Origin of the sequence: Pseudomonas sp. MWU12-2345 (assembly GCF_023242385.1) — a bacterium.
GTDB lineage: Bacteria > Pseudomonadota > Gammaproteobacteria > Pseudomonadales > Pseudomonadaceae > Aquipseudomonas > Aquipseudomonas gingeri_D.
In genome coordinates this window covers 46276-71536 of the sequence record NZ_JALLJA010000018.1, presented here as the reverse complement: position 1 = coordinate 71536, position 25261 = coordinate 46276, and the positions used below count along the sequence as shown (strand labels likewise).

23 protein-coding genes and 1 riboswitch are annotated in these 25261 nt (G+C 63.2%); of the genes, 6 read left to right on the top strand and 17 right to left on the bottom strand.

Translation table 11 applies throughout. The features are described 5' to 3' along the window. Positions 1–7: 7 nt before the first annotated feature. From M5C71_RS27440 to cobO, 6 genes are read right to left on the bottom strand one after another with little or no spacing between them, the layout of a single operon-like run. Entirely contained in the window at positions 8–1462 is a 1455-nt protein-coding gene (locus M5C71_RS27440) for a cobyric acid synthase (protein WP_248769214.1), read from the bottom strand. Next, complete coding sequence (gene cobD / locus M5C71_RS27435; protein ID WP_103498995.1) at positions 1459–2451, bottom strand: threonine-phosphate decarboxylase CobD; 993 nt, start codon at positions 2449–2451, stop codon at positions 1459–1461. Before cobD ends, M5C71_RS27440 begins: the two co-directional genes overlap by 4 nt. Further along, a complete protein-coding gene (gene cbiB, locus M5C71_RS27430) occupies positions 2444–3352 on the bottom strand; it encodes an adenosylcobinamide-phosphate synthase CbiB (protein ID WP_248769213.1) in 909 nt (302 codons plus the stop codon). Before cbiB ends, cobD begins: the two co-directional genes overlap by 8 nt. Further along, positions 3349–3999 carry a 5,6-dimethylbenzimidazole synthase gene (gene bluB / locus M5C71_RS27425; RefSeq protein ID WP_103498993.1) on the bottom strand — a complete coding sequence of 217 codons (651 nt, stop codon included), beginning with the start codon at positions 3997–3999 and terminating at the stop codon, positions 3349–3351. The genes cbiB and bluB overlap by 4 nt, the downstream gene beginning before the upstream one ends. After that, positions 3996–5354 (bottom strand): cobyrinate a,c-diamide synthase, encoded by a 1359-nt coding sequence (locus tag M5C71_RS27420; protein ID WP_248769212.1) that lies wholly within the window; start codon positions 5352–5354, stop codon positions 3996–3998. The genes bluB and M5C71_RS27420 overlap by 4 nt, the downstream gene beginning before the upstream one ends. After that, positions 5351–5962, bottom strand: a complete 612-nt coding sequence (gene cobO, locus M5C71_RS27415) for a cob(I)yrinic acid a,c-diamide adenosyltransferase (RefSeq protein ID WP_248769211.1) — start codon at positions 5960–5962, stop codon at positions 5351–5353. The genes M5C71_RS27420 and cobO overlap by 4 nt, the downstream gene beginning before the upstream one ends. Positions 5963–6044: 82 nt before the next feature. Then, positions 6045–6267: riboswitch (cobalamin riboswitch) on the bottom strand. 222 nt (positions 6268–6489) lie between these two features. Here cobO and M5C71_RS27410 point away from each other — a divergent pair. After that, positions 6490–7068, top strand: a complete 579-nt coding sequence (locus tag M5C71_RS27410) for a hypothetical protein (RefSeq protein WP_103498989.1) — start codon at positions 6490–6492, stop codon at positions 7066–7068. A gap of 8 nt (positions 7069–7076) precedes the next feature. On the opposite strand, the gene M5C71_RS27405 is transcribed toward M5C71_RS27410, so the two are convergent. The 6 genes from M5C71_RS27405 to M5C71_RS27380 form a co-directional block, all read right to left on the bottom strand. After that, positions 7077–7739: a class I SAM-dependent methyltransferase gene (locus M5C71_RS27405; RefSeq protein ID WP_248769210.1), complete on the bottom strand. Its 663-nt coding sequence runs from the start codon at positions 7737–7739 to the stop codon at positions 7077–7079. Between the two features lie 24 nt (positions 7740–7763). Beyond that, positions 7764–8300 carry a C40 family peptidase gene (locus M5C71_RS27400; protein ID WP_248769209.1) on the bottom strand — a complete coding sequence of 179 codons (537 nt, stop codon included), beginning with the start codon at positions 8298–8300 and terminating at the stop codon, positions 7764–7766. A 232-nt stretch (positions 8301–8532) separates the two neighbouring features. Then, positions 8533–9168 (bottom strand): NlpC/P60 family protein, encoded by a 636-nt coding sequence (locus M5C71_RS27395; RefSeq protein ID WP_103498986.1) that lies wholly within the window; start codon positions 9166–9168, stop codon positions 8533–8535. 211 nt (positions 9169–9379) lie between these two features. After that, positions 9380–10084 carry a DnaA regulatory inactivator Hda gene (gene hda, locus M5C71_RS27390; protein WP_100940947.1) on the bottom strand — a complete coding sequence of 235 codons (705 nt, stop codon included), beginning with the start codon at positions 10082–10084 and terminating at the stop codon, positions 9380–9382. Between the two features lie 124 nt (positions 10085–10208). Continuing rightward, a complete protein-coding gene (locus M5C71_RS27385; protein WP_103498985.1) occupies positions 10209–11282 on the bottom strand; it encodes an AI-2E family transporter in 1074 nt (357 codons plus the stop codon). Positions 11283–11331: 49 nt separating this feature from the next. Then, positions 11332–12396: a DUF2066 domain-containing protein gene (locus tag M5C71_RS27380; RefSeq protein WP_248769208.1), complete on the bottom strand. Its 1065-nt coding sequence runs from the start codon at positions 12394–12396 to the stop codon at positions 11332–11334. 379 nt (positions 12397–12775) lie between these two features. Here M5C71_RS27380 and purM point away from each other — a divergent pair, with 379 nt between their 5' ends. From purM to M5C71_RS27360, 4 genes are all read left to right on the top strand, one after another. Next, complete coding sequence (gene purM, locus M5C71_RS27375; RefSeq protein WP_100940951.1) at positions 12776–13834, top strand: phosphoribosylformylglycinamidine cyclo-ligase; 1059 nt, start codon at positions 12776–12778, stop codon at positions 13832–13834. Between the two features lie 11 nt (positions 13835–13845). Further along, complete coding sequence (gene purN, locus M5C71_RS27370; protein ID WP_248769237.1) at positions 13846–14496, top strand: phosphoribosylglycinamide formyltransferase; 651 nt, start codon at positions 13846–13848, stop codon at positions 14494–14496. A gap of 8 nt (positions 14497–14504) precedes the next feature. Then, entirely contained in the window at positions 14505–15218 is a 714-nt protein-coding gene (locus M5C71_RS27365) for a DUF3108 domain-containing protein (protein ID WP_248769207.1), read from the top strand. Positions 15219–15680: 462 nt separating this feature from the next. Further along, complete coding sequence (locus M5C71_RS27360; protein ID WP_100940982.1) at positions 15681–15869, top strand: hypothetical protein; 189 nt, start codon at positions 15681–15683, stop codon at positions 15867–15869. A 93-nt stretch (positions 15870–15962) separates the two neighbouring features. Here the strand turns inward: M5C71_RS27360 and M5C71_RS27355 are convergent, their stop codons facing one another. The 5 genes from M5C71_RS27355 to cysM form a co-directional block, all read right to left on the bottom strand. Continuing rightward, positions 15963–16508 (bottom strand): DUF2058 domain-containing protein, encoded by a 546-nt coding sequence (locus M5C71_RS27355; RefSeq protein WP_100944184.1) that lies wholly within the window; start codon positions 16506–16508, stop codon positions 15963–15965. Between the two features lie 25 nt (positions 16509–16533). Continuing rightward, positions 16534–17367 carry a nucleoside triphosphate pyrophosphohydrolase gene (gene mazG / locus M5C71_RS27350; RefSeq protein WP_177102111.1) on the bottom strand — a complete coding sequence of 278 codons (834 nt, stop codon included), beginning with the start codon at positions 17365–17367 and terminating at the stop codon, positions 16534–16536. Between the two features lie 164 nt (positions 17368–17531). Beyond that, complete coding sequence (relA, locus tag M5C71_RS27345) at positions 17532–19775, bottom strand: GTP diphosphokinase (RefSeq protein WP_103497273.1); 2244 nt, start codon at positions 19773–19775, stop codon at positions 17532–17534. A gap of 119 nt (positions 19776–19894) precedes the next feature. Next, positions 19895–21247 (bottom strand): 23S rRNA (uracil(1939)-C(5))-methyltransferase RlmD, encoded by a 1353-nt coding sequence (rlmD, locus tag M5C71_RS27340; protein ID WP_248769206.1) that lies wholly within the window; start codon positions 21245–21247, stop codon positions 19895–19897. Beyond that, positions 21247–22149 carry a cysteine synthase CysM gene (gene cysM, locus M5C71_RS27335; RefSeq protein WP_248769205.1) on the bottom strand — a complete coding sequence of 301 codons (903 nt, stop codon included), beginning with the start codon at positions 22147–22149 and terminating at the stop codon, positions 21247–21249. The genes rlmD and cysM overlap by 1 nt, the downstream gene beginning before the upstream one ends. Positions 22150–22471: 322 nt before the next feature. Here cysM and M5C71_RS27330 point away from each other — a divergent pair, with 322 nt between their 5' ends. Further along, positions 22472–25225, top strand: coding sequence for a response regulator (locus M5C71_RS27330; RefSeq protein ID WP_103497271.1), 2754 nt, complete (start codon positions 22472–22474; stop codon positions 25223–25225). Positions 25226–25261: the final 36 nt, after the last annotated feature.

Below are 25261 nucleotides of genomic sequence, written 5' to 3'. Positions count from 1 at the left end.
GACGCCCCTATTCAAGACCGCAGAGCTGACGCAAGCGGTCGGTATCCAGATGTTTTTCCACCAGGTCGGCCAGGCGTTCGATATCGCGCTCGCGCAGGGCGTGATAATCCACCTCCTGCACCTGCGCCAGGCCGGCCCAGCGCAGCAGGGCACTGCACGCCCGGGGCGACTCGAACAAACCGTGCAGGTAAGTCCCGAGCACCTGCCCGTCGGCGCTTTGGGCACCGTCGCAACGACCATCGTCCAGGTGCACGGCCGGCTGCTCCAGCGCCGTACCGACGGTGACCCCGGCATGGATCTCATAACCGCTGACTTCAGCGTCTTCCAACGCCAGACGGCCGTGCACATTGCGCAGTTGTTTTTCCTGCTCGAGCTCGGTGCTCAGGGCCAGCAGGCCGAACCCGGCACTGGAACCCGGCGCCCCTTCCAACCCGAGGGGATCATGCACCTGCTCACCGAGCATCTGCAGGCCACCGCAGATGCCCAGCACCTTGCCGCCATAACGCAGGTGACGGTTGATCGCCGTGTCCCAGCCCTGCTGGCGCAGATAGGCCAGATCGCTGCGCACGCTCTTGGAGCCGGGCAGGATGATCAGGTCCGAGGCCGCAATGGCCTGGCCGGGACCGATAAATTGCAGGTCGACCTGGGGATGCAGGCGCAACGGATCGAAATCGGTATGGTTGCTGATGCGTGGCAGCACCGGCACCACCACCTTCAGCACCTGGTCGGCCTTGTCGGCCTGGCGCTGGTCGAGCCCGTCCTCGGCTTCCAGGTGCAGGTCCAGCACATAGGGCAGCACGCCGATCACCGGCTTGCCGGTACGCTGTTCCAGCCAATCCAGCCCGGGCTGCAACAGCGCGAGATCGCCGCGAAAACGGTTGATGATAAAGCCCTTGACCCGCGCCTGCTCGCTGGGCGACAGCAGTTCGAGGGTGCCCACCAGATGGGCGAACACCCCGCCGCGATTGATATCGGCAATCAGCAGCACCGGGCAATCCACCGCCTCGGCGAAGCCCATATTGGCGATATCCCCGGCACGCAGATTGATCTCCGCCGGCGAGCCCGCACCTTCGACCATCACCACCGGATAGGCGGCGCTCAGGCGCTGGTGCGAGGCCAGCACCGCCTGCATGGCGATGGCTTTGTAGTCGTGATAGGCCACGGCGTTCATGCTGGTCACGGCGCGGCCATGGATAATCACCTGGGCGCCGGTGTCGCTGTTGGGTTTGAGCAACACCGGGTTCATATCGGTGTGTGGCACGAGGCCCGCCGCCTGGGCCTGGACCGCCTGGGCCCGGCCGATCTCACCGCCGTCGGCGGTCACCGCGCTATTGAGCGCCATGTTCTGCGGCTTGAACGGCACCACGCGTACACCCTGGCGGGTCAGCCAGCGGCACAGCGCAGTCACCAGGGTACTTTTGCCGGCATCGGAGGTGGTGCCTTGCACCATCAGGGTGGTCATGCCGGCTCCCCGGCAAAGGCCAGCAGCGCCTGCTCCAGGCGCAACCAGTGCGCTTCATCCGCGGGCAGGCCGAAACGCAGGCTGCTGTTCTGGGTGAACAGGCGCAGCAGAATGCCCCGCCGTGCCATGAACTCATACAGCGCCTCGGCCCGCGCCGTCACCAACCACTGGAACAGCGCGCAACCGCCCTGGGGCGCCAGGCCGAAACGCGTCAACAACGCCACCAGGCGCTGACTGGCCTGTTCGCTGCGCACACGCTGGCGCTCATGGCCGGCGGTATCGGCGAGGCACACCTGCCCCAGCACCCGGGTCGGCCCGCTGACCGCCCAGGGCCCGACCTGTTCGGCGAGCAACCTGAGCAGCTGGCCTTCGGCGAGGACAAAGCCCAGGCGCACACCGGCCAGACCGAAAAACTTGCCGAACGAGCGCAGGACAATCAACCCGACCCTATGACTGTGGGCCGCCAGGCTGCGCTGCGGGGTGTTGTCCATAAAGGCTTCGTCCACCACCAGCCAGCCACCGCGCTGGGCCAGGCGCGCATGCCATTCCAGCAACCGCTCCGGGGCCAGGCTCAGGCCGGTGGGATTGTTCGGATTGACCACCACCAGCACATTGAGGCTGTCGAGAAAAAAATCGACTTCGTGTTCCAGCACTTCGCGCACGATGTAGCCGTTGCGTCGCCAGGCTTCGGCGTGCTCGGCGTAACAAGGCGACAGCACACCGACCTTGCCCGCACGACGCAGGCGCGGCAGTAACTGGATCGCCGCCTGGGAACCGGGCACCGGCAACACCTGGGGCGCGCCGTAGTAGGTGCAGGCGGCCTGTTCCAGGCCGTCATCGGTTTCCGGCAGGCGCGCCCAGGCACGCTCGGGGATCGGTGGGATCGGCCAGGGCCAGGGCGCCAGGCCACTGGACAGGTCCAGCCAATCGGACTCGGCAATGCCGTAGTGTTCCACCGCCTTGCGCAGGCGTCCGCCGTGCTCAAGCATAGATCTCAGCTCCCAGACAGAGAATCAGCAACCACAACCACACACCCCGTTGCACCAACTGCCAGCCGCGGTCGATGGAGTCGGCGGTGGCCGGCTCCCCTTCGCCCAACTGCGGACGCTGATGCAGTTCACCGTGATAAATCGCCGCCCCGCCCAACTCGATCCCCAGCGCGCCGGCGCCCGCCGCCATCACCGGCCCGGCATTCGGGCTGTCCCAGGTCGGTCCCTGGCGGCGCCAGCATTGCAGCGCCAGTCCGGTTTTACCGAGCAAGGCGTAGGTCAGGGCCACCAAGCGTGCAGGAATATAGTTCAAGACATCGTCGATCCGCGCCGCCGCCCAGCCAAAACGCTCGAAGCGCTCGTTGCGGTAGCCCCACATGGCATCGAGGGTATTGCTCAGGCGATAGAGCACCACACCGGGCGCACCGGCCACGACAAACCAGAACAACGCGGCGAACACCGCATCGCTGCCGTTTTCCAGGACCGATTCGGTAGCCGCGCGGGCCACTTCGGTGTGATCGAGTTCCGTGGTCTGGCGGCTGACCAGATAACTCACCCGCTGGCGGGCGCGATCCAGGTCGTCGCTGCGCAACGCCTGGGCCACGGGGATCACATGCTCGCCGAGGCTGCGCAGACCGAGGGCGCAATAGAGCGCGAGGATTTCGACGAGCCAGCCGATATAAGGTGCCCACGACAAGGCCGTGGCCAGGAGGGTCAGCGGCAGCACCGCGAGCACCCAGGCGGTGACCCCGTGACTGCGCCAGCCACGTCCGCCGGAGTTGAAACGTTGTTCGATACGGTCCGCCAGACGGCCGAACGCCACCAGCGGATGCCAGCGTTTGGGTTCGCCCAGCAGCGCATCCAGCGCAACCCCGGCGACACTCAACAACGCCACACTCATTGACTCACTCCCCAATAATTCTCATACAACAATTCACTCAAGGGACGCGGCTGCGCCCAACCTTCCAATACCAGCATCGGTGCCGGATAAAATGCCTGGACCGGGCCCAGGCACAGCACCGCCAGCGGCTTGGCCCCCGCCGGCAGACCGAGCAGTTGCGCCAAGGCCAACGGCTCGAACAGCGAGACCCAGCCCATGCCCAGGCCTTCGGCGCGGGACGCCAGCCAGAGATTCTGGATGGCACAGGACAAGGACGCCATGTCCATTTCCGGCAAGGTCCGCCGACCGAAGATATGGCGCTCGCGATCGTCCATCAGCGCGGCGACCAGCACCTCGGCACAGTCGTTGATGCCCTCGACCTTCAACTTCATGAATTCATCGGAACGCTCACCGAGGGCCTCGGCGGTGCGGATCCGTTCTTCTTCCACCAACTGCTGAATCTGGCCGCGCAATGCGCGGTCGGTAATACGAATAAAGCGCCAGGGCTGCATCAGCCCGACACTGGGCGCCTGATGCGCCGCTTCCAGCAGGCGCGAGAGCAATTCGGGCGCCACGCTGCCACCGGTAAAGTGGCGCATATCGCGACGTTCACCGATGACACGGTAGACCGCCGCGCGTTCTTCAGGGCTAAAAGCGTTGTCGGTCATGGCCTCCGCGCGGGTAAGTCCGCGCGCTCCGAGAGTGCGCCGGCCTTGGCAGAGTGGGTATCCGGTGCCAACAGCGCGGCAATCGCCCGCGGGTTGGACGGAAAATAAAAATGCACATAAGAGGCGGTCATCCGCCCCTGGCGATACACCGCCTCGGCGCCGCGCCCACCATTGGGGCTCAGGCCCCGGGCAATCGGCTCGAGCACCGTGGTGGTCAACGAATGATGATAGGTGTGACCGCGCAACAGCCCTTCCGGCAACTCCACCGCCTGCAAGGCCAGGGCCGCGAGGCGCTTCTGCATCGTCGCCTCACCTGCTAGCAATCCGAGCAGTTCGGCGCGTTGTCCTTCGACATCGGTCAGCGCATCGAGCAGATAGAGCATCCCGCCACACTCGGCGAGCAAGGGCTTTCCGGCCTGGTGGTGGGCACGGATCGCCGCCAGCATCGGGGCGTTCTGCGCCAGGGCCAGGTGATGCAGCTCCGGATAACCACCGGGCAGGTAAAGGCTGTCCGCCTCGGGCAAGACCTGATCGTGGATCGGCGAGAAAAACCGCAGCTCCGCGCCCATGGCCCGCAACAGGTCCAGGTTGGCGCCATAGATGAAGGCAAAGGCCTCGTCATGGGCGACGGCGATGCGCACACCGGCCAGCAGCGGCTCGGCGGCTAGCGGCTCGGGCGCCTCAAAGGCCACCGGCGGCGGCAACGCGACCTCGCAACTGCCGGCCAGGGCCTCGGCGGCGGCGTCCAGGCGTTTGTCCAGGTCATTCAATTCACTGGCTTGCACCAGGCCGAGATGGCGGCTCGGCAGCTCGATCCCGGTTTCCCGGGAGAGCGCGCCGTACCAGCGCAGGCCTTCGGTCAGGCTGCCTTCGAGCAACTGCGCGTGACGCAGGGTGCCGACGCGATTGGCCAGCACCCCGGCGAACGGCAGGTCCGGCTGGTAACGCGCCAGCCCCAGGGCCAGGGCGCCGAAGGTCTGGGCCATGGCCGTACCGTCGATGACTCCGAGCACCGGCACACCGAAGTGTCGGGCCAGATCGGCGCTCGACGGCGTGCCGTCAAACAAGCCCATGACCCCTTCGATCAGGATCAGGTCAGCCTCGCCCGCCGCTTCCCAGAGCAGCCGGCGGCTTTCCTCGGCGCCGACCATCCACAAATCCAGCTGATAGACCGGCGCACCGCTGGCGCGCTCATGAATCATCGGGTCGAGAAAATCCGGGCCGCACTTGAACACCCGGACCTTGCGCCCCTGATTGCGGTGCAGGCGCGCCAGGGCCGCCGTCACCGTGGTCTTGCCCTGGCCGGAAGCCGGCGCGGCGATCAGCACCGCCGGGCAATGACGCGTTTGCCTCATAGTTCGATGCCCTTCTGGGCCTTGATCCCGGCCTGGAACGCATGCTTGAGCAGGCCCATTTCGGTCACGGTGTCGGCCAGCTCGATCATTTCCGACTTGGCGCCGCGTCCGGTGACCAGCACGTGCTGCATCGGCGGACGGGCTTGCAGGTCGGTCAACACCTGGTCGAGGTCCAGATAACCGTGCTTGAGGGCGATATTCAGCTCATCGAGCACCACCAGGCCGATGCTCGGATCACGGAGCATTTCCTGGGAGACTGTCCAGGCGGCTTCGGCGGCGGCGATATCGCGCTGGCGATCCTGGGTCTCCCAGGTAAAGCCCTCGCCCATCACATGGAAGCGCACCTGCTCGGGGAAGCGCCGGAAGAACAGCTCTTCGCCGGTGCTGTTGCGTCCCTTGATAAATTGCACCACGCCGCACTGCATACCATGGCCCATGGCCCGGGCGAGCATGCCGAAGGCCGAGCTGCTCTTGCCCTTGCCGTTGCCGGTCAGGACCAGCAACAGGCCGCATTCGTTCGGGGCACTGGCAATACGCTCGTCGATGACGGCTTTTTTGCGCAGCATGCGCGCCAAGTGACGTTCGTCGCGATCGGGGGATTCGTTCATGGCAGCTCTCCGTTGGGGCTGGATAAGGCAAACGGGGGGCAGGAAAAAACGCGGCCGGGGCCGTCCAGCATCGCCCGCCGTGACGCTGTGGGATGGATCAGGCCGGTCTCCGGGCTCATGAGCTGCGTATTCGCGGGACCGCGCGCCTTCCCATGTCGGCTGGACACAGTGGCTCAAGGCGCGGTCTTGACTCATTTACCGTTGCGGGGGCAGCGCCGGAATCGCGCCTGTCGAAGGGCTCACCGGCTTCCCTGTTTCACCCTGTCGGCGGTTCGCCACAGAGCACCTGAAACAATCGGCGAAGGTTAGAGGGTTGGGGGTGGAGCGTCAAATAAAGCCGGTGCCACAAAAGCAAACGCCCCGGGCCAGCCAGGCGCTTGCAGACAATACGGGAAGGGTTTTTGCCAAATCCGGGCGTTCTCCCAAACCACGACCAGCTCAAAAAACTGACGCCAGAATTTGTGCCACACTGAGGAAGGTGATATCAAATAGCCACAACCCCACTCAACAATAAAAAGGGTAGTCCCATGCAAGGCCTGATCATCAACAATCCGAAACTGGAATTCCTGCGTCCCGCCCTGGAACGCTGGCCTGAATGCATTGATCGCTACAATCAACTCCTCGGTGACGGTCAGGCACCCTACTGGTTCAATGAACGGGCCAACCTGGGGTTGCTGTCGGTAGCCGCCTGGGCTGCGGAAATGGTCAGCCTGGAGCATTTTCCGACCAAGAAGCAGATCGAAGACGGTGACCGCAGCGGACGCTGCGACCTGCAGATCTCTACCGCGCAGGAGTCGGTCTATATCCAGGCCACGCAACGCTGGCCCAAGGTCAACAACCTGAACCCTATGCCGGCCCTGCTGGATGTGGCGAGCGATGCGAAAAAGATCAGCCACCCCCACCACCTGAAACTCGGCTGCCTGTTCGTCTCGCCGTTCAAACCGCAGCAGAGCCCCAGCCCGGAAGACCTGCAAGATATGGTCGATGACCTGCAAAAAGCCAACAGCTGCGCCGTGGCCTGGTATTTTCCCTACGCCTATCGCAAATTGCACAACGAAGCTGGCCAGTATCACCCCGGCATCGCCCTGCTGTTCAAGGAGGCCTGAACAGGCCCCTAACGCTTACGGCACAAAGTCAAACCATCGCCCAACGGCAGCAACGACAGATCCACCCGCGCGTCATCCTTCAAGGCCCGGTTCAGCGCCTGGATGGCCCGGGTGTCGGCGCTTTGTGCATTCACCTCCAGTACCCGCCCGCTCCACAGCGTGTTATCGAAAATCGCCAGGCCGCCCGCGCGCAACAAGCGCAAGGCACTTTCCAGATACGCCGGGTAATTGGCCTTGTCGGCATCGATGAACATCAGGTCGAACTGCCCGCCCTGCCCCTGCTGCTCCAACTGCGCCAGGGTCTCCAGCGCCGGCGCCAGGCGCAACTCGATACGTTCGGCCAGGCCCGCCTCCCGCCAGTAGCGCAGCGCAGTGGCGTTGTAGTCCCCGGGGATGTCGCAACACAGCAGGCTACCGCCCTCCGGCAAGGCCGAGGCCATGCACAAGGCGCTGTAGCCGGTGAAGGTGCCGACTTCGAGCAATCGTCGGGCGCCGGTCAGCTTGACCAGCAGCGCGAGGAACTGGCCCTGCTCAGGCGCCACCTGCCAGCGCGCCATGGGCAGCGCCTGGGTTTCGTCGCGCAGTCGCTTGAGTAACGGCGTTTCGCGCAGGGAAACGTCCAGCAGATAACCGTAGAGGGCATCGTCCAGCTTGAGGGTGCGAGCGGTCATGACAACCTCGCGGTAACTCGGTGATTAAGGGTTGCTCGCCAGGTGCCCGGCCGGCAACACACGTTTGGCGTTCAGGTAGGCGTGTTGCCAATAGGCCTTGGACAGGCTGTCCAGTTTCACCGTGCCGCCAGTGGCCGGCGCATGGACGAAACGGCCTTCACCGACATAGATGCCGGCATGGCTGACCTGGGAGCCGCCATTGGTGGCGAAGAAGATCAGGTCGCCGGTCTGCAAGGCGTTCTGCGGCACGCTCGGCGCCCGCATCACAATCATCTCGCGGGTCGAACGCGGCAGGTTGATGCCCGCCATATCGCGATACACGTAGGCAATCAGGCCACTGCAATCAAAACCCGAGTCCGGTGTGTTGCCGCCCCAACGATAGGGCGTGCCGACCAGGCCCAAGGCGCGGAACAGCACGTCTTCTGCTTCTGGCGAGGAGGGTTGCGGGGAGGCGAACACCACGGGACGAGCCACCGGTGCTGGCGGCGGCGGCGCATGGCCGGCACAGGCACCGAGCAATGCGGTGAAGGCAATCAAGGAAATACGGGCCGTGGTCGACATGTGCAGAAATCCTGACTGAATGCGGCTTTCTCTGCCGTGGCGTAGAGAAATCAAAACCGCGCAAGCAGGGCTCGCGCGGTCAGATACTCAACAATATGTCAGGATTCTAGCGGCTATACGCCAAACTTCAAGTATCACTTTAACTTCGGACGTTTTTTGTACAGCTTGCCTGGTATTGGAACCTGGCTTTTAGCCATCAACCAGGCCGATGGCGCTGAAAACGTCCAAGCGATTACCGGTTGCTGGCGGTGACCGTGGTAGGAGCCATCGCCAGGGCGCGCTTGGCTTCGATAAAGGTCTTGCTCCAGTAGCTGTCGCCCAGGCTGTCGATCCGCACACCACCGCTACGGCGGCTGCTGGAGTGGATGAACTGATCATCACCCAGGTAGATCCCGGCGTGGCTGACACGCCCGCGACGACCATTGGTGGCGAAGAACAGCAGGTCACCCGGCTTGAGCTTGTTGCGTGCAACCAGCGGCGCCTTCACGTTGATCATCTCACGGGTGGAGCGCGGCAGGTCGAGCCCGGCTTCCTCACGGAACAGATAACCGATGAAGCCGCTGCAGTCAAAGCCGGAGCTCTCGTTGGTGCCGCCAAAACGGTAACGGGTACCGATCAGGGACATGCCGCGTTCGAGAATGCTGTCAGCAAGGACGGGCAACCGGTAAGGCTTGCCGTCGGCGAACTCGGCGAGTTCTTTTTCCGTGGCCAGCTCATCGTCCAGTACGGCCGAGGATTTGACGCCAGAAACCGAGGCGGTTTTGACCGAATTATCGACCTGTTGTTGCGAAACCGGCGTATGCGCCGCGCAACCGAACAACAGGGTAACAAGTGCGAGAGGCACGAGGGGTGCGAAGCGATTTAGCATGGGCACGACCGTGGCTGATTTGTAAGGAAAAGCGACTATGCCCTCTATCACCCTCATTTGCAAATTTTATGGAACAGGATGTGACTCGGTCGTTTCTTGAAAACATCTAAGGACTTAATACCCAAACGGATCCCACACGCCCGCAAGAAAGCTTCCGGCGTGGGTTTTGTGACGTCTGGAATTTGGCGAAAAAGCGCTGAAAGCCCCGGTTTTACCAGCCCAGGGTCTCTTTTAGAAAGGGTATGGTGAGCTTGCGCTGGGCCTGCAACGAGGCCTGATCGAGCCGTTCGAGCAATTCGAACAGGGCGCTCATGCTGCGAGTACCACGGGTCAGGATGAAATGTCCTACCTCGTCGGTCAAATGCAGGCCGCGTCTTGAAGCACGCAGTTGCAAAGCCCGCAGCTTGTCTTCATCCGAGAGGGGGCGCATCTGGAAAATCAGCGCCAGGGTCAGGCGCGATTTCAGGTCGGCCAGCTTGACCGGCAGTTCACGGGGCGAAGTCGAGGCGGCAATCAGCAGGCGTCGCCCGCTGTCACGCAGACGGTTGAACAGGTGAAACAGCGCCTCTTCCCAATCCGCGCGCCCGGCGACCACTTGCAGGTCGTCCAGGCACACCAACTCGTACTGCTCGAGATTGTCGAGCAACTCGACCCCACGGTCCATCAACTCCGCCAACGGCAGGTACACCGCCGGCTCCCCCATCTGCTCGAAGCGCAGGCACGCTGCCTGCAACAGGTGGGTACGCCCCACGCCGTCCTTGCCCCAGAGGTAGATCAGGCTTTCGGTCCACCCGGCGTCGGCTTCGCATAGCCGCTCGACATAGCCGAGTGCAGCGGCATTGGCGCCTGGGTAGTAGTTGATGAAGGTGGCGTCATCACGCAGACGCACACCTAGGGGCAGCTGAATCGGTTTCATGCTGACTGAACGGTTACCGGGAACCGTTAGTGGCCTCTGTGTAAAGTCTGCAAAGTTTATACCCGTGAGGCTGGGTGCACAATGCAACAGACCACAAGCAAAATCAAAGGTTTGCGTGCGCTCTTCAGAGATCGGGGTCTTCCCGGCCGCCGTACATGTCCGAACTTTTGTACAGATCGTGCATATGCCGCACCAGCACCATGATCACCGCGGCCACCGGCAGGGCCAGTAATATGCCCGTGAAACCGAACAGTTCACCCCCGGCCAGGATCGCGAAGATCACCGCCACCGGGTGCAGGCCGATGCGGTCGCCGACCAGCAGCGGCGTCAGCACCATCCCCTCCAGGGCCTGGCCGATCATGAACACCGCGAGGATGCCGATCATCGGGTACAGGTCACCGCCAAACTGGAACAGGCCGGCGATCATCGCCGCGCTGATGCCGATCACAAAGCCCATATAAGGCACGATGGCCGCCAGCCCGGCCAGCAGGCCGATCAACAGGCCCAGTTCCAGGCCGACCAGCATCAGGCCACCGGCATAGATCCCCCCCAACGCCAGCATCACCAACAACTGGCCACGCATGAACGCCCCCAGCACGTCATGACACTCGCCCGCCAGGGAGACAATCTGCGCCTCGCGATCACGGGGCAGCAGGCTGCGGATCTTGGCCATCATCAAGTCCCAGTCCCGCAGCAAGTAGAAACTCACCACGGGCACCAGCAACAGGTTCGCCGCGAAGCCGATCAGTGCCAGGCTGGAAGCTGTCGCCTGGGACAGCACCACGCCGACGATGTCGCCGGTCTGGCCCATGTGCTCACTGATGGCTGCCTTGACCTTGTCGAACTTCCAGAAACCGTCGGCCAGGCCGAACTTGTGCTGGGCCCAGGGCAGAGCGGTGTGCTGCAGCCAGTCGAGCATCTGCGGCGCCAGCTCATAGAGGCGGAAGAACTGCTTGGCCAGCATCGGTACCAGCACCAGCAGCAAGGTCATCAACACCAGGATAAACAGCGCGAACACCGAGACCACGCCCCAGGTCCGGGACATCCCGAGTTTTTCCAGGCGGTCGACCAGCGGGTCGAACATATAGGCCAGCAGCAGGCTCACCAGGAACGGCGAGAGTATCGGGTGCAACAGGTACACGAACACGCACAGCAGGATCGCCGCGCCCAACCAGAACCATCGACGTGTGTCGGTCATGGACGACCTCTGCCTTATATATAGAAAGAAATTCAATAGAACCGAAAACCTACCAACGGAAACGCAACTGCGCCGCCGCAGGTACAGGTGCAACAGGTGCCGCGGCCGGGGCGCCTGGGGAGACTGGCGTCGCGTTGGCCGTCACCGCCGGCAAGGCTTCGCCCGCCGGGATCTCCTGCAACTTCGCCAGCCCCAGTTGCGCGCGCAGCTGTTCGGCACTGCCGTTGACCTGATAGATGATCCGGTCGCCGTCCACGCTTTGTGGCCGACCGCCAAAGGGTTCGAGCAAATGTTCCAGGGCCGCGTAACGCTCCAGGGTCATGCCCTGCACTTCCAGCCGTTGTTCAGTCGCCACCCCGGGCTTGGCCGCAAAACGCGGCGCCAGGCGTTCGCTCACCGCCAACAGCACCGCATCCGCCAACGCGGCGCTGTCGGTGCCCTGGGCCGTGCCCTGCTCTTTCTGGTCGCCCAGCCACAAGCGCCATTTGGCCTGCCACTGCCCGCCCTCTTCATGGGCATGCACCGCCAGCAGCGCATCGGCGCCGTAGCGCTCGGACACGTCGTGCAACGGCGAGGCATCGCTGCCTTCGAGGTTCTTCGCCGTGGCGACGATCTGTTCGTTCAGGTCGGCCAACGGCAGACGCAGTGGCAGGCCACGGTGTTGCGCCGCCCGACGCAACGGCTCGGCGGCCGATTGACCGTCACCGACCAGGTTGGAGCCCTCGGTCGAATCGTTCAGCCACCAACCGAGAATCGCCGGTCGGTTACTGCCCCACAGCGCCAGCCCGGCACCGCGCAAGGCTCGGTCGGTACTCACCGGGTCGAAATCCACCTGTAGGCTTTCCGGCGGCCCGGCGTCGTAACCGTACTGGCTGATGATTTGCTGCGGGTCCTTGCGCACTTCGGCCAAGCCGGGGTTCTGCAGCGCCTTGGGATCGCCGGTCAGGCGCAATACCAGGGTTTCCAGGGCTCGCTGGGTGGCCTGGTTGCGTTCATCCGGGGTCTGGCTGCTGACCGGTTCCCGTACCTGGTACAAGCCATTCAGGGTTTGCGCGTGGATCGCCAGGCTCAACAGGGAAAGACAGCCGGCACTCAATAGTTTGATCAGACGCATGAAAAATTCCCGACGGACAGAAAGCGGCAGGTAAAGACCGCGTGAATACAAGGCGACAGGTTTAGGACCACGGCGCAGTGCCATTATTCACACAATCGCTGAAAAGTTTTTCCCCGTCATAAAGATCGCGGGTCAAGGGCTATACCTTATACAGCCACGTCAATTGCGGCCAGCACGAGCGTACAGGGATTTTTTTAACACGATATGACCCTGCCGTCGGCCCGAGGATGGCCGCTGCTGCCCAAGCCTGATAAAATCGCGCGCCTTCGCAGACCGGCGAGCATCCGGCCTCCCAGGAAACCCGAACCCGTTCGTGTTCCCCATGAGACCCAACCGCTGCCGGTCGATACCCCCTGAATCCCCCCTAAAGGCCTGGATCATGAGCAAGCAACCCTCCCTGAGCTACAAGGACGCCGGTGTAGACATCGACGCCGGTGAAGCATTGGTCGAACGCATCAAGAGCGTGGCCAAGCGCACTGCGCGCCCGGAAGTCATGGGCGGCCTGGGCGGTTTCGGCGCCCTCTGCGAGATCCCGGCCGGTTACAAGCAGCCGGTCCTGGTCTCCGGCACCGACGGCGTCGGCACCAAGCTGCGCCTGGCACTGAACCTGAACAAGCATGACAGCATCGGCATCGACCTGGTGGCCATGTGCGTGAACGACCTGGTGGTCTGCGGGGCCGAACCGCTGTTCTTCCTCGACTACTACGCCACCGGCAAGCTCAATGTCGACACCGCCGCCCAGGTGGTCACCGGCATCGGCGCCGGCTGTGAACTGGCCGGCTGCTCCCTGGTAGGCGGCGAAACCGCTGAAATGCCGGGCATGTACGAAGGCGAAGACTACGACCTGGCCGGTTTCTGCGTCGGCGTGGTGGAAAAGGCCGAGATCATCGACGGCTCGAAAGTCGCCGCCGGCGATGCCCTGATCGCCCTGCCGTCTTCCGGCCCGCACTCCAACGGCTACTCGCTGATCCGCAAGATCATCGAAGTGTCGGGTGCCGACATCGAAACCATCCAGCTCGACGGCAAGCCGCTGACCGACCTGCTGATGGCGCCGACCCGTATCTACGTCAAGCCCTTGCTCAAGCTGATCAAGGACACCGGCGCGGTCAAGGCCATGGCCCACATCACCGGCGGCGGCCTGCTCGACAACATCCCGCGCGTCCTGCCAAAAGGCGCCCAGGCCGTGGTCGACGTGGCCAGCTGGCAGCGTCCGGCGGTCTTCGACTGGCTGCAGGAAAAAGGTAACGTCAACGAAACCGAAATGCACCGCGTGCTGAACTGCGGTGTCGGCATGGTCATCTGCGTCGCCCAGGAGCACGTCGAAGCAGCACTCAACGTCCTGCGCGAAGCCGGCGAACAGCCATGGGTCATCGGCCAGATCGCCACTGCCGCCGAAGGCGCTGCCCAGGTCGAGCTGAAGAACCTCAAGGCTCACTGATGTCCGAGCCGATGACCTCGACCTGTAACGTCGTGGTGTTGCTGTCCGGTACCGGCAGCAACTTGCAGGCCCTGATCGACAACGTGCGGACCGGCGAAAATCCGGCCCGCATCGCCGCGGTGATCTCCAACCGCGCCGACGCCTATGGCCTGCAACGCGCCCGGGACGCGGGGATCGAAACCCGCGCCCTGGACCACAAGGCCTTCGACGGCCGCGAAGCCTTCGACGCGGCCTTGATCGAACTGATCGACGCCTTCAATCCGCAACTGGTGGTGCTAGCCGGTTTCATGCGCATTCTCAGCGCTGACTTCGTCCGTCACTATCAAGGGCGCCTGCTGAATATCCACCCCTCTCTCCTGCCCAAGTACAAAGGCCTGCACACCCACCAGCGCGCGCTGGAAGCCGGTGATCGGGAGCATGGCTGCAGCGTGCACTTCGTCACCGAGGAACTCGATGGCGGGCCTCTGGTCGTACAGGCTGTGGTTACGGTAGAGTCTGACGATACCGCGCAGAGTCTGGCGCAACGGGTCCACACCCAGGAACACAGGATTTATCCGCTGGCGGTACGCTGGTTTGCCGAGGGGCGTTTGGTCCTGGGCGAACAGGGTGCATTGTTGGACGGTCAATTACTCGCGGCCAGCGGCCAAATGATTCGAACCTAGGAGATTTTATGCGTCGTGCCCTGCTCCTCGCTCTTACCCTGCTCGCCTTGCCGGCAGTGCAAGCAGCGGATCTTCAACCTTTCTCCGCCAGCTATACCGCCGACTGGAAACAACTGCCCATGAGCGGTTCGGCCGAGCGCAGCCTGTCGAAAAACGATAACGGCACCTGGACCTTGAGTTTCAAGGCTTCCATGATGATCGCCAGCCTGACCGAGGAAAGCACCATCCGCCTCGAAAAGGACACCCTGTTGCCACAGAGCTACAACTTCGAACGTGGCGGCCTGGGTAAGGCGAAGAAGATCAACCTGGACTTCGACTGGGCGTCGAAGATGGTCACCGGCAGCGATCGCGGTGATCCGGTCAAGGTGCCTCTGAACAGCGGCATGCTCGACAAGTCGACTTATCAGTTGGCCCTGCAACGTGATGTCGCGGCCGGCAAGAAAAGCATGAGCTACCAGGTGGTCGAAGGCACCGACACCGACACCTACGACTTCCGGGTGCTGGGCCCTGAGACCGTCAGCACCAAGGCTGGCTCGGTGGATGCGATCAAGGTCGAGCGCGTGCGCGACCCGACACAGAACAAGCGCACCACCGTGATGTGGTTCGCCAAGGACTGGGACTACCTGCTGGTCCGCCTGCAACAGGTGGAAACCGACGGCAAGGAGTACAACATCATGCTCCAGGAAGGCACCGTGGCCGGCAAAGAGGTCAAGGGCAGCTGATTCTGGCCGCATAAGGAGCCCCGCGAATGCGGGGCTTTTTTATGCCTGCTCGCTGCTGCATGCAAACGGATGTTGCAAGGCTCAAGGGCCTCTTCGCGGCGGTGCGGCGTCCCGACAAGCCCTGCTCCTACAGTCTCGTGTCCTATATAAAACCAGTGAACGACACAAGAATGTAGGAGCAGGGCTTGCCCGCGAAAGCTATCTCACACTCACCGCCACCCTCTTGCATAACCACGTTTGCAAGCGTCTGGGACGCTGTTTTGCAGCGTAGCCAAGATGAAACTTTTGTCAGAAAACTTTCGCTCGAAAAGCGCAAACCCAAGCAATCCGGGCCTTCGGCCATTATTGCGTTTCTCGCAAGAATAAATTCCGTCCGTTACCGATTTACGTAGGAGGCTAATGAATCATATAACAGAGGCCTGCGACGCGTTGCCGCAGTTCAACAGAGACTGGAGCTTGCAGATGACCGTAAAAGTAACCGAACGCGATGATGCACACATGTCCCATGAAGGCGTTGCCCACGGCATTCGAATCTGGGATGTACACCAGCAGGACCTCCTGGTAGGCATGTTTCACAACGAGACCGACGCTCATAATTATAAGAACGAGCTGGAAACCCTCGAGAAGAAACGCGAAATGCAGGCGTCCTGAACGCCTGGCAGTGACAGACTTGTAAAACGACAAACCCCGCTGCCTGGCGGGGTTTGTCGTTTCAGGCCGTCTCCTTTCAGCAGGACTGGCGGGTTACCACATCAGATCGTCAGGGATCTGGTAGGCCGCGTACGGATCATCCTCGTCCGGCACCTGGGCTTCGCTCAGGACGTTGAGCTGGACGATACGCTCAGGGGCCCGCTCCTGGATCTTCAGCGCCGCTTCACGGGGGATCACCTCATAACCGCCACCGTGATGGACGATCGCCAGGGAGCCGTTGCTCAGCTTGTTGCGCATCAGCGTGTTGACCGACAGGCGCTTGACCTTCTTGTCGTCGACGAAGTTGTAGTAGTCCTCGGTGGTCAGCTTGGGCAGGCGCGAGGTTTCGATCAATTGCTTGACCTGGGCCGCACGGGCCTTGGCCTCGACCTTTTCCTGCTGCTGGCGGTTCAGTTCCTGGTCGCGCTTGACCTTCTCGGCCTGCGCTTCCTGGGCCAGGCGCGCCTGGGTGTCGTCAGCCTCGATCTGGCCCTTGTGGACCAGGCGCTGCTGCTTCTGTTTCTCTTTGCCGACCTGTTTGGCCTGCTTCTGGTTGACCAGTCCTGCTTTGAGCAACTGGTCGCGAAGGGAAAGACTCATGGTGCTTACTCACTTGGGCAACGGCTCAGCCGCAGCTGGGCCTATTCTTTTCCTGACGTTTGGCTTCGCCCCACAAGGCGTCCAACTCTTCGAGGGTGCAATCTTCCATGGGACGGTGGGTGTCGCGCAATGCCTGTTCGATAAAACGGAAACGTCTGTCGAATTTGCCATTGGCGCCCCGCAAGGCATTTTCCGGGTCGACCTTGAGGTGCCGGGCCAGGTTGACCACCGCAAACAGCAGGTCGCCGACTTCATCGGTGATCGCCGCCGGGTCGTTGTCGGCCATGGCTTCGAGCACTTCGTCGAGCTCTTCGCGAATCTTGTCCACCACCGGCAAAGCGTCCGACCAGTCGAAACCGACCGTGGCCGCGCGCTTCTGCAATTTCGCCGCCCGGGACAGGGCCGGCAAGGCGGCCGGTACGTCGTCGAGCAGGGAAAGCTGCTCAGGTGCGCGGTGGTTTTCAGCGCGCTCCTGGGCCTTGATCTCGTCCCAGCGCAACTTGACCTGCTCCTCGCTCAAGCGCGGCAGGTCCACGGGTGCGTAGAGATCACCGGTGGGAAAGACGTGGGGGTGACGACGGATCAGCTTGCGGGTGATGCTGTCGACCACGCCGTCGAATTCGAAACGCCCTTCTTCCCGCGCCAGCTGGCTGTAATAGACCACCTGGAACAGCAAATCGCCCAGTTCACCCTGCAAGTGCTCGAAGTCGCTGCGCTCGATGGCGTCGGCGACTTCGTAGGCCTCTTCCAGGGTGTAGGGGACAATCGTCGCGTAGGTCTGCTTGATATCCCAGGGGCAACCGTATTGCGGGTCGCGCAGACGGGCCATAAGGTGGAGCAGGTCTTGAAGGCTGTACATCAGTGATCTCGTTCGGTTCTATCACGACCAGGGAAACACCGCGAACCTTGTAGGAGCGGCCGGTCGACGCTCGATTGCCCGCGAAGCTTTTGGCGCCCTCAAGGACGCCTTCGCGGGCAAGCCCTGTTCCTAAAGTTTTGCGGCGCATTCAAGGCCGCGGATGATCAAGGGGTGCGGTTACGCCGGGTTTCGATAATGTTCGGCAACTGGGAAATCCGCCCCAGCAACCGTCCCAATGCATCCAACCCCGGGATCTCGATGGTCAGGGACATCAACGCGGTGTTGTCCTCCTTGTTCGAGCGGGTATTGACCGCCAGGACGTTGATCCGCTCGTTGAGCAGCACCTGGGACACGTCACGCAGCAGGCCGGAACGGTCGTAGGCGCGGATGATGATATCCACCGGATACGTCAGCACCGGCACCGGCCCCCAGCTGACCTGGATGATCCGCTCCGGCTCGCGCCCAGCGAGTTGCAGCACCGCGGCACAGTCCTGGCGGTGAATGCTCACGCCACGGCCCTGGGTGATATAGCCGACGATGGCATCCCCCGGCAGCGGTTGGCAGCAGCCGGCCATCTGGGTCATCAGGTTGCCGACGCCCTGGATCTGGATATCGCCACGCTTGCCCGGCTTGTAGCCGGTGGCCTTGCGCGGAATCAGTTCCAGCTGTTCGTTGCCGCGCTCCGGCTCCACCAGTTGCTGGGCGGCATTGACCAGTTGCGCCAGGCGAAGATCACCCGCGCCGAGGGCGGCGAACATGTCCTCGGCGGTTTTCATGTTGGCCTTGTCGGCCAGCTTGTCGAAATCCACCTGTGGCAGGCCAAGGCGTGCCAACTCGCGTTCGAGCAGGGTCTTGCCGGCCGCGACGTTCTGGTCGCGGGCCTGCAACTTGAACCAGTGGACGATCTTCGCCCGTGCCCGGGACGTGGTGATGTAGCCCAGGTTCGGGTTCAGCCAGTCACGGCTCGGCGTACCGTGCTTGCTGGTGATGATCTCCACCTGCTCGCCGGTCTGCAGGCTGTAGTTGAGCGGCACGATCCGCCCGTTGATCTTCGCGCCCCGGCAGTTGTGGCCGATCTCGGTGTGGACCCGGTAGGCGAAGTCCAGCGGTGTCGCGCCCTTGGGCAAGTCGATGGCATGGCCGTCAGGGGTGAAGATATAGACCCGGTCCGGCTCGATATCGACCCGCAGCTGCTCGGCCAGGCCGCCGATATCCCCCAGTTCTTCGTGCCACTCGAGGACCTGACGCAGCCAGGAGATTTTCTCTTCGTAGTGATTGGAGCCGGATTTGACGTCGGTGCCTTTGTACTTCCAGTGCGCGCAGACCCCCAGCTCAGCCTCTTCGTGCATGGCATGGGTGCGGATCTGCACTTCCAGGACCTTGCCTTCCGGACCGATCACCGCCGTGTGCAACGAGCGGTAGCCGTTCTCTTTCGGGTTGGCGATGTAGTCGTCGAACTCTTTCGGGATATGTCGCCACAGGGTGTGGACGATGCCGAGCGCGGTGTAGCAGTCGCGCATTTCCGGCACCAGCACACGGACCGCGCGCACGTCATAGATCTGGCTGAATTCCAGGCCCTTGCGCTGCATTTTGCGCCAGATCGAATAGATGTGCTTGGCCCGGCCGCTGATATCGGCCTTGACCCCGGTGGCGAGCAATTCGTTTTCCAGCTGGTTCATCACCTCGCTGATAAAACGCTCACGGTCCAGCCGCCGCTCGTGCAGCAACTTGGCGATCTGCTTGTACTGGTCGGGCTCCAGGTAACGGAACGACAGGTCTTCCAGTTCCCACTTGATATGGCCGATGCCCAGGCGGTGGGCCAGGGGCGCGTAGATATCGAAGACTTCGCGGGCGACACGGTTGCGCTTCTCGTCGTCGGCGGTCTTCACCGCACGGATCGCGCAGGTCCGCTCGGCCAGCTTGATCAAGGCCACGCGGACATCGTCGACCATGGCAACCAGCATCTTGCGCAGGTTTTCCACCTGGGTCTGGCTGCCCAGTACCTGGGACTGGCGTGGACTGAGGCTGGCACTGATGGCGGCCATGCGCAGCACGCCGTCGATCAGCTTGGCCACCACCGGGCCGAATTTCTGGCTGACCGCGGTCAGGGGAATCTGCCCCTCGCGCACGCAGCGATACAGCACCGCCGCCACCAGCGAATCCTGGTCCAGCTTGAGGTCGGCGAGGATCTCGGCGATCTCCAGGCCAGTGCTGAAACTGGAACCGCCTTCGGGCCAGAGGTTCTGCGCCGCGTTGGTCTGTTGTTCGGCAAGCCGTGCGTATTCGCAGGCTTGTTTCAAGGCCTCACGGTCCAACGCCAGATCGACGCTCACCGTATGATCGAGCCATGCCTCGAGATTGATACTGCCGTCGGTGTTGATCGGCTGGTGTGCTCTCACCTGTACCATCTTGCTTACCTTCCCTACGACGCAGATTCTATGCGTCAAAATCGCTGACCTGTTGTAGCCCCCGCAGTCTGGCTGGGCTGGCAGAATACGGCGGCAGTCAGTCGGACCAGACGAGCATCCTAGCTCGCTTCAAATAACGCCATGGCCTCGACATGCGCGGTCTGCGGAAACATGTCGAGGATCCCGGCACGTTTTAACCGGTAGCCCTGCTTGATCAATTCAACCGTGTCCCGCGCCAGCGTCGCCGGATTGCAGGACACGTACACCAACCGTTCGGCCCCCAGGGCGGCGAGCTTGCCCACCACCTCGAACGCACCGTCACGGGGTGGGTCCAAGAGTACCGCAGAAAAGCCGTCTTTGGCCCAACCGGCATCACTCAAAGGCTGGGACAAATCGGCCTGAAAAAAATGCGCGTTATGCAGATTATTGCTCAAGGCATTGGCGGCGGCCCGTTCGACCATGGTCGCCACGCCTTCCACCGCCACCACTTCGCGCACCTGACGCGCCAGGGGCAAGGCAAAGTTGCCGAGCCCGCAGAACAGATCCAGAACCCGCTCATCGGCTGCCGGCTTCAACCAGTCCAGCGCCTGGGCGACCATGGCCTCGTTGACCCCGGCATTGACCTGGACGAAGTCCCCCGGCCGATACGCCAACTCCAGATCCCAGGTCTCCAGGCGATAGCCCAGCGGCAACGACGGGTCCACCGGTTGCGGGCCGTCTTCGCCATGCAACCAGAGTTGCGCGTCATGGGCACTGCAAAATTCCTGTAGTACTTGCAGGTCCTGCGCCGACAACGGCGCCATATGCCGCAACAACAAAGCCACCGCCGAACCGCTGAACAATTCCACATGGCCGAGGGCCTGGGGTTTGCTCAAGCGCCGCAGCATAGCTGGTAATTCGCGCATCAGCGGTTGCAAGGCCTGTACCAGCACCGGGCAGTCATCGATGGCGACGATATCCTGGCTGGAGGCGGCGCGAAAACCGACTTCAAGGGTCTTGCCCTTGGCGTCCCAACGCACGGCCACACGGGCCCGTCGCCGATAGCCGAATTCCGGACCGGTCAGGGGCGCCGCCCACTCCAGCGGTTCGACACCCGCGACACGGGACAGTTGCTCGGCGAGCATGCCCTGTTTCAGGGCGAGTTGGTCGTCGTGGGGCATATGCTGCACGCTGCAACCGCCGCAACGGCCGGCGTGGGCGCAGGGTGCAGGGCGACGCCGATCACTGGCGAGGAACACCCGTTCGGTGCGTGCCTCGACCACCTTGCCATGGGCAGCCAGCACCCGCGCTTCGACTTCTTCACCGGCGAGGGCACCGGCGACGAACCAGGTGCGGCCTTCAATAAAGGCAATGCCCCGGCCGTCGTTGGACAGCCGCTCGATGGTCAGGCGCTGCTTCTTGCCCGTCGGCACTTGTGGTGCCCGGCTACCGCCAGTGGGCTGGAAGCGCAGGCCGCGTTCATGCTTGGCCATCAGTTGGGCGCGTCGTAGATGCCGGTCGACAGGTAGCGGTCGCCTCGGTCACAGATGATTGCCACCATCACCGCGTTCTCGACTTCGCGGGACAGGCGCAACATCGCCGCCACCGCACCGCCCGAGGACACACCACAGAAGATCCCTTCTTCACGGGCGAGACGACGCATCACGTCCTCCGCCTCTTCCTGGCCCATGTCGACGATACGGTCGACACGGTCGGCCTGGAAAATCTTCGGCAGGTACTCATGGGGCCAGCGGCGGATGCCCGGAATCGAGGCGCCTTCCATCGGTTGCAGACCGATGATCTGCACCTCGGGGTTCTGCTCTTTCAGGTAGCGCGACACGCCCATGATGGTCCCGGTGGTGCCCATGGAACTGACGAAATGGGTGATGGTGCCCTGGGTCTGGCGCCAGATTTCCGGGCCGGTGCTGGTGTAGTGGGCCTCGGGGTTGTCGCCATTGGCGAACTGGTCGAGCACTTTGCCACGGCCTTCGGCCTGCATGCGCTCGGCCAGGTCACGGGCGCCCTCCATGCCTTCCTCGCGGGTCACCAGGATCAACTCGGCGCCATAGGCGGTCATCGCCGCCTTGCGTTCGGCGGTGGAGTTGTCCGGCATGATCAGGATCATCTTGTAGCCCTTGATCGCGGCGGCCATGGCCAGGGCGATCCCGGTGTTGCCCGAGGTGGCTTCGATCAGGGTGTCGCCGGCCTGGATCTGCCCACGCAATTCGGCGCGGGTGATCATCGACAGTGCCGGACGATCCTTGACGGAGCCCGCTGGGTTGTTCCCTTCAAGCTTGAGCAGCAGGGTATTGCTGGTGGCACCGGGCAGGCGCTGCAAGCGGACCAGGGGCGTGTTGCCGACGCAATCGGCGATGGTAGGGTACTGCAAGGTCATGGCGTATTCGCAATCCAGACTGCGGGGGCTGACATCATACCGACAAACGTCGACGCTCCATATCACGCAAAGTATGGTGCTTATGGCTTATAGGTATAAGCAATAAGCAGCCTGTCACCTTCGATTGCCAGAATACTCGGCGAGCCATCGGCCGCGGGCTGTTCCCCCGAGGGCGTGCGGTCACTGAGCTCCCAGAGAACTTTGCGAGATTTCGCCCCCCGCAAATGGCTACACTGCCCAAGTGGAGCGAGCGCAGGATGCGCGCGCCGAGAATCGAAGATGGGCGTGTCTGCCGGACGCTGTATCTGACGGAGAGTGTTGCGTGCTTAAAAACCTGGGCATCAAAGGCCGCGTACTGCTGCTCACCCTGCTGCCGACCACGCTGATGGCGTTGGTGCTGGGCGGGTATTTCACCTGGCTGCAACAGTCGGACCTGCAGACCCAACTGCTCCAGCGCGGCGAGATGATCGCCGAACAGCTCGCGCCGCTGGTCGCGCCGGCCCTGGGCCATAACGATGTCGACCTGCTGGAGCGCATCGCCACCCAGTCCCTGGAACAGGCCGACGTGCGCGCCGTGTCCTTTCTCGGCGCCAACCGCGAGCAACTGGCCCATGCCGGCCCGAGCATGCTCAACCAGCCGCCCATCGGTAACAGCAGCCACCTGCTGCAACGCACCGGCAACGATGCCACCCGCTATCTATTGCCGGTCTTCGGCCGCCATCGCAATATTTCCGGCGACGTGATCCCGGAGGAAGCGGATCGCCTGCTGGGCTGGGTCGAACTGGAGCTGTCCCATAACAATATGTTGCTGCGCGGCTATCGCAGCCTGTTCGCCAGCCTGCTGCTGATTGCCACCGGCCTGCTCGGCACCGCCTTGCTGGCCCTGCGCATGAGCCGCACGATCAACGCGCCGCTCGGCAAGATCAAGCAAGCCGTGGCCCAGCTCAAGGAAGGCAATCTGGAAACCCGCCTGCCGCCACTTGGCAGCCAGGAGCTGGATCAACTGGCCTCGGGCATCAACCGCATGGCCGAGACCCTGCAGAACGCCCAGGAAGAATTGCAGCACAGCATCGACCAGGCCACCGAGGACGTACGGCAGAACCTGGAAACCATCGAGATCCAGAACATCGAGCTGGACCTGGCGCGCAAGGAGGCCCTGGAGGCCAGCCGGATCAAGTCCGAGTTCCTCGCCAATATGAGCCATGAGATCCGCACGCCGCTCAACGGCATCCTCGGCTTCACCCACCTGCTGCAGAAAAGCGAACTGACCCCGCGCCAGCTCGACTACCTGGGCACCATCGAGAAGTCCGCCGACAGCCTGTTGGGGATCATCAACGAAATTCTCGACTTCTCGAAGATCGAGGCCGGCAAGCTGGTGCTCGACAGCATTCCGTTCAATCTGCGCGACCTGCTCCAGGACACCCTGACCATCCTCGCCCCGGCGGCCCATGCCAAGCAGCTGGAACTGGTCAGCCTGGTCTATCGCGATACCCCGCTGTCGCTGATCGGCGACCCGCTGCGGCTCAAGCAGATCCTCACCAACCTGGTGAGCAACGCGATCAAGTTCACCCGCGAAGGCACCATCGTCGCCCGGGCCATGCTCGAGGAAGAACACGAAGACAGCGTGCAGTTGCGCATCAGCGTGCAGGACACCGGCATCGGCTTGTCGAGCCAGGATGTCCGGGCACTGTTCCAGGCCTTCAGCCAGGCCGACAACTCGCTGTCGCGGCAACCCGGCGGCACCGGCCTGGGCCTGGTGATCTCCAAGCGCCTGATCGAACAGATGGGCGGCGAGATCGGCGTCGACAGCACTCCGGGCGAAGGCTCGGAATTCTGGATCAGCCTGAGCCTGCCCAAGACCCGCGACGATATCGAGGACCTGCCCGCCGCGCCATTGCTCGGGCGCCGCGTGGCGGTGCTGGAAAATCACGAGTTGTCACGTCAGGCGCTGCAGCACCAGCTGGAGGATTGCGGCCTGGAAGTGACCCCGTTCAACAGCCTGCAAAACCTCGCCAATGGGGTGACCGGGGCGCACCAGACCGACCAGGCCATCGACCTCGCGGTCCTCGGCGTCACCGCCCAGGAAATGCCGCCGGAACGCCTGAGCCAGCATATCTGGGACCTCGAACACCTCGGCTGCAAAGTGCTGGTGCTGTGCCCGACCACCGAGCAGACGCTGTTCCAGCTCTGCGTGCCCAACCCCCACGGCCAGCTCCAGGCCAAGCCGGCCTGTACGCGCAAACTGCGTCGGGCCCTGGCGGAACTGATCACCCCGCGCCCGGCACGCCTGGAGCCCGTCGAGCCCCTCGGCAGCCGGGCACCGCGAGTGCTTTGCGTCGACGACAACCCGGCCAACCTGCTGCTGGTGCAGACCCTGCTCGAAGACATGGGCGCCTGGGTGCTGGCGGTGGACAGCGGTTACGCGGCCATCGACGCCGTGCAACGCGAAGCCTTCGACCTGGTGTTGATGGATGTGCAGATGCCGGGCATGGATGGCCGGCAAAGCACCGAGGCGATTCGCCAATGGGAGCATGAGCGGCAAAGCACTCCGCTGCCCATCGTCGCTCTCACCGCCCACGCCATGGCCAACGAAAAACGCGCCCTGCTGCAAAGCGGCATGGACGACTACCTGACCAAGCCCATCAGCGAGCGGCAACTGGCCCAGGTGGTACTCAAATGGACCGGCCTGGCCCTGCGCAACCAGGGGCCGGAACGGGCCGGCGAACAGGGCCGCGTCGGCAGCGAGCTGCTGGTGCTCGACCCGGACGAAGGCCTGCGCCTGGCCGCCGGCAAGCCCGATCTCGCCGCCGATATGCTGGCGATGCTGCTGGCCTCCCTGGAAGCCGACCGCGAAGCGATTCGCCAGGCCCGCAACGCCAACGACCACAACGCCCTGATCGAACGGGTGCACCGCCTCCACGGCGCCACCCGCTACTGTGGCGTGCCGCAATTGCGCGCGGCCTGCCAGCGCAGCGAAACCCTGCTCAAGCAAGACGCGCCCAATGCCCGCCAAGCCTTGGACGAACTGGACGTCGCCATCGCCCGACTGGCCGCCGAGGCCCGTGTCAGTGCCTGATCCATGGCAAGGGCCGGGCACGGCCCGCGTACCATG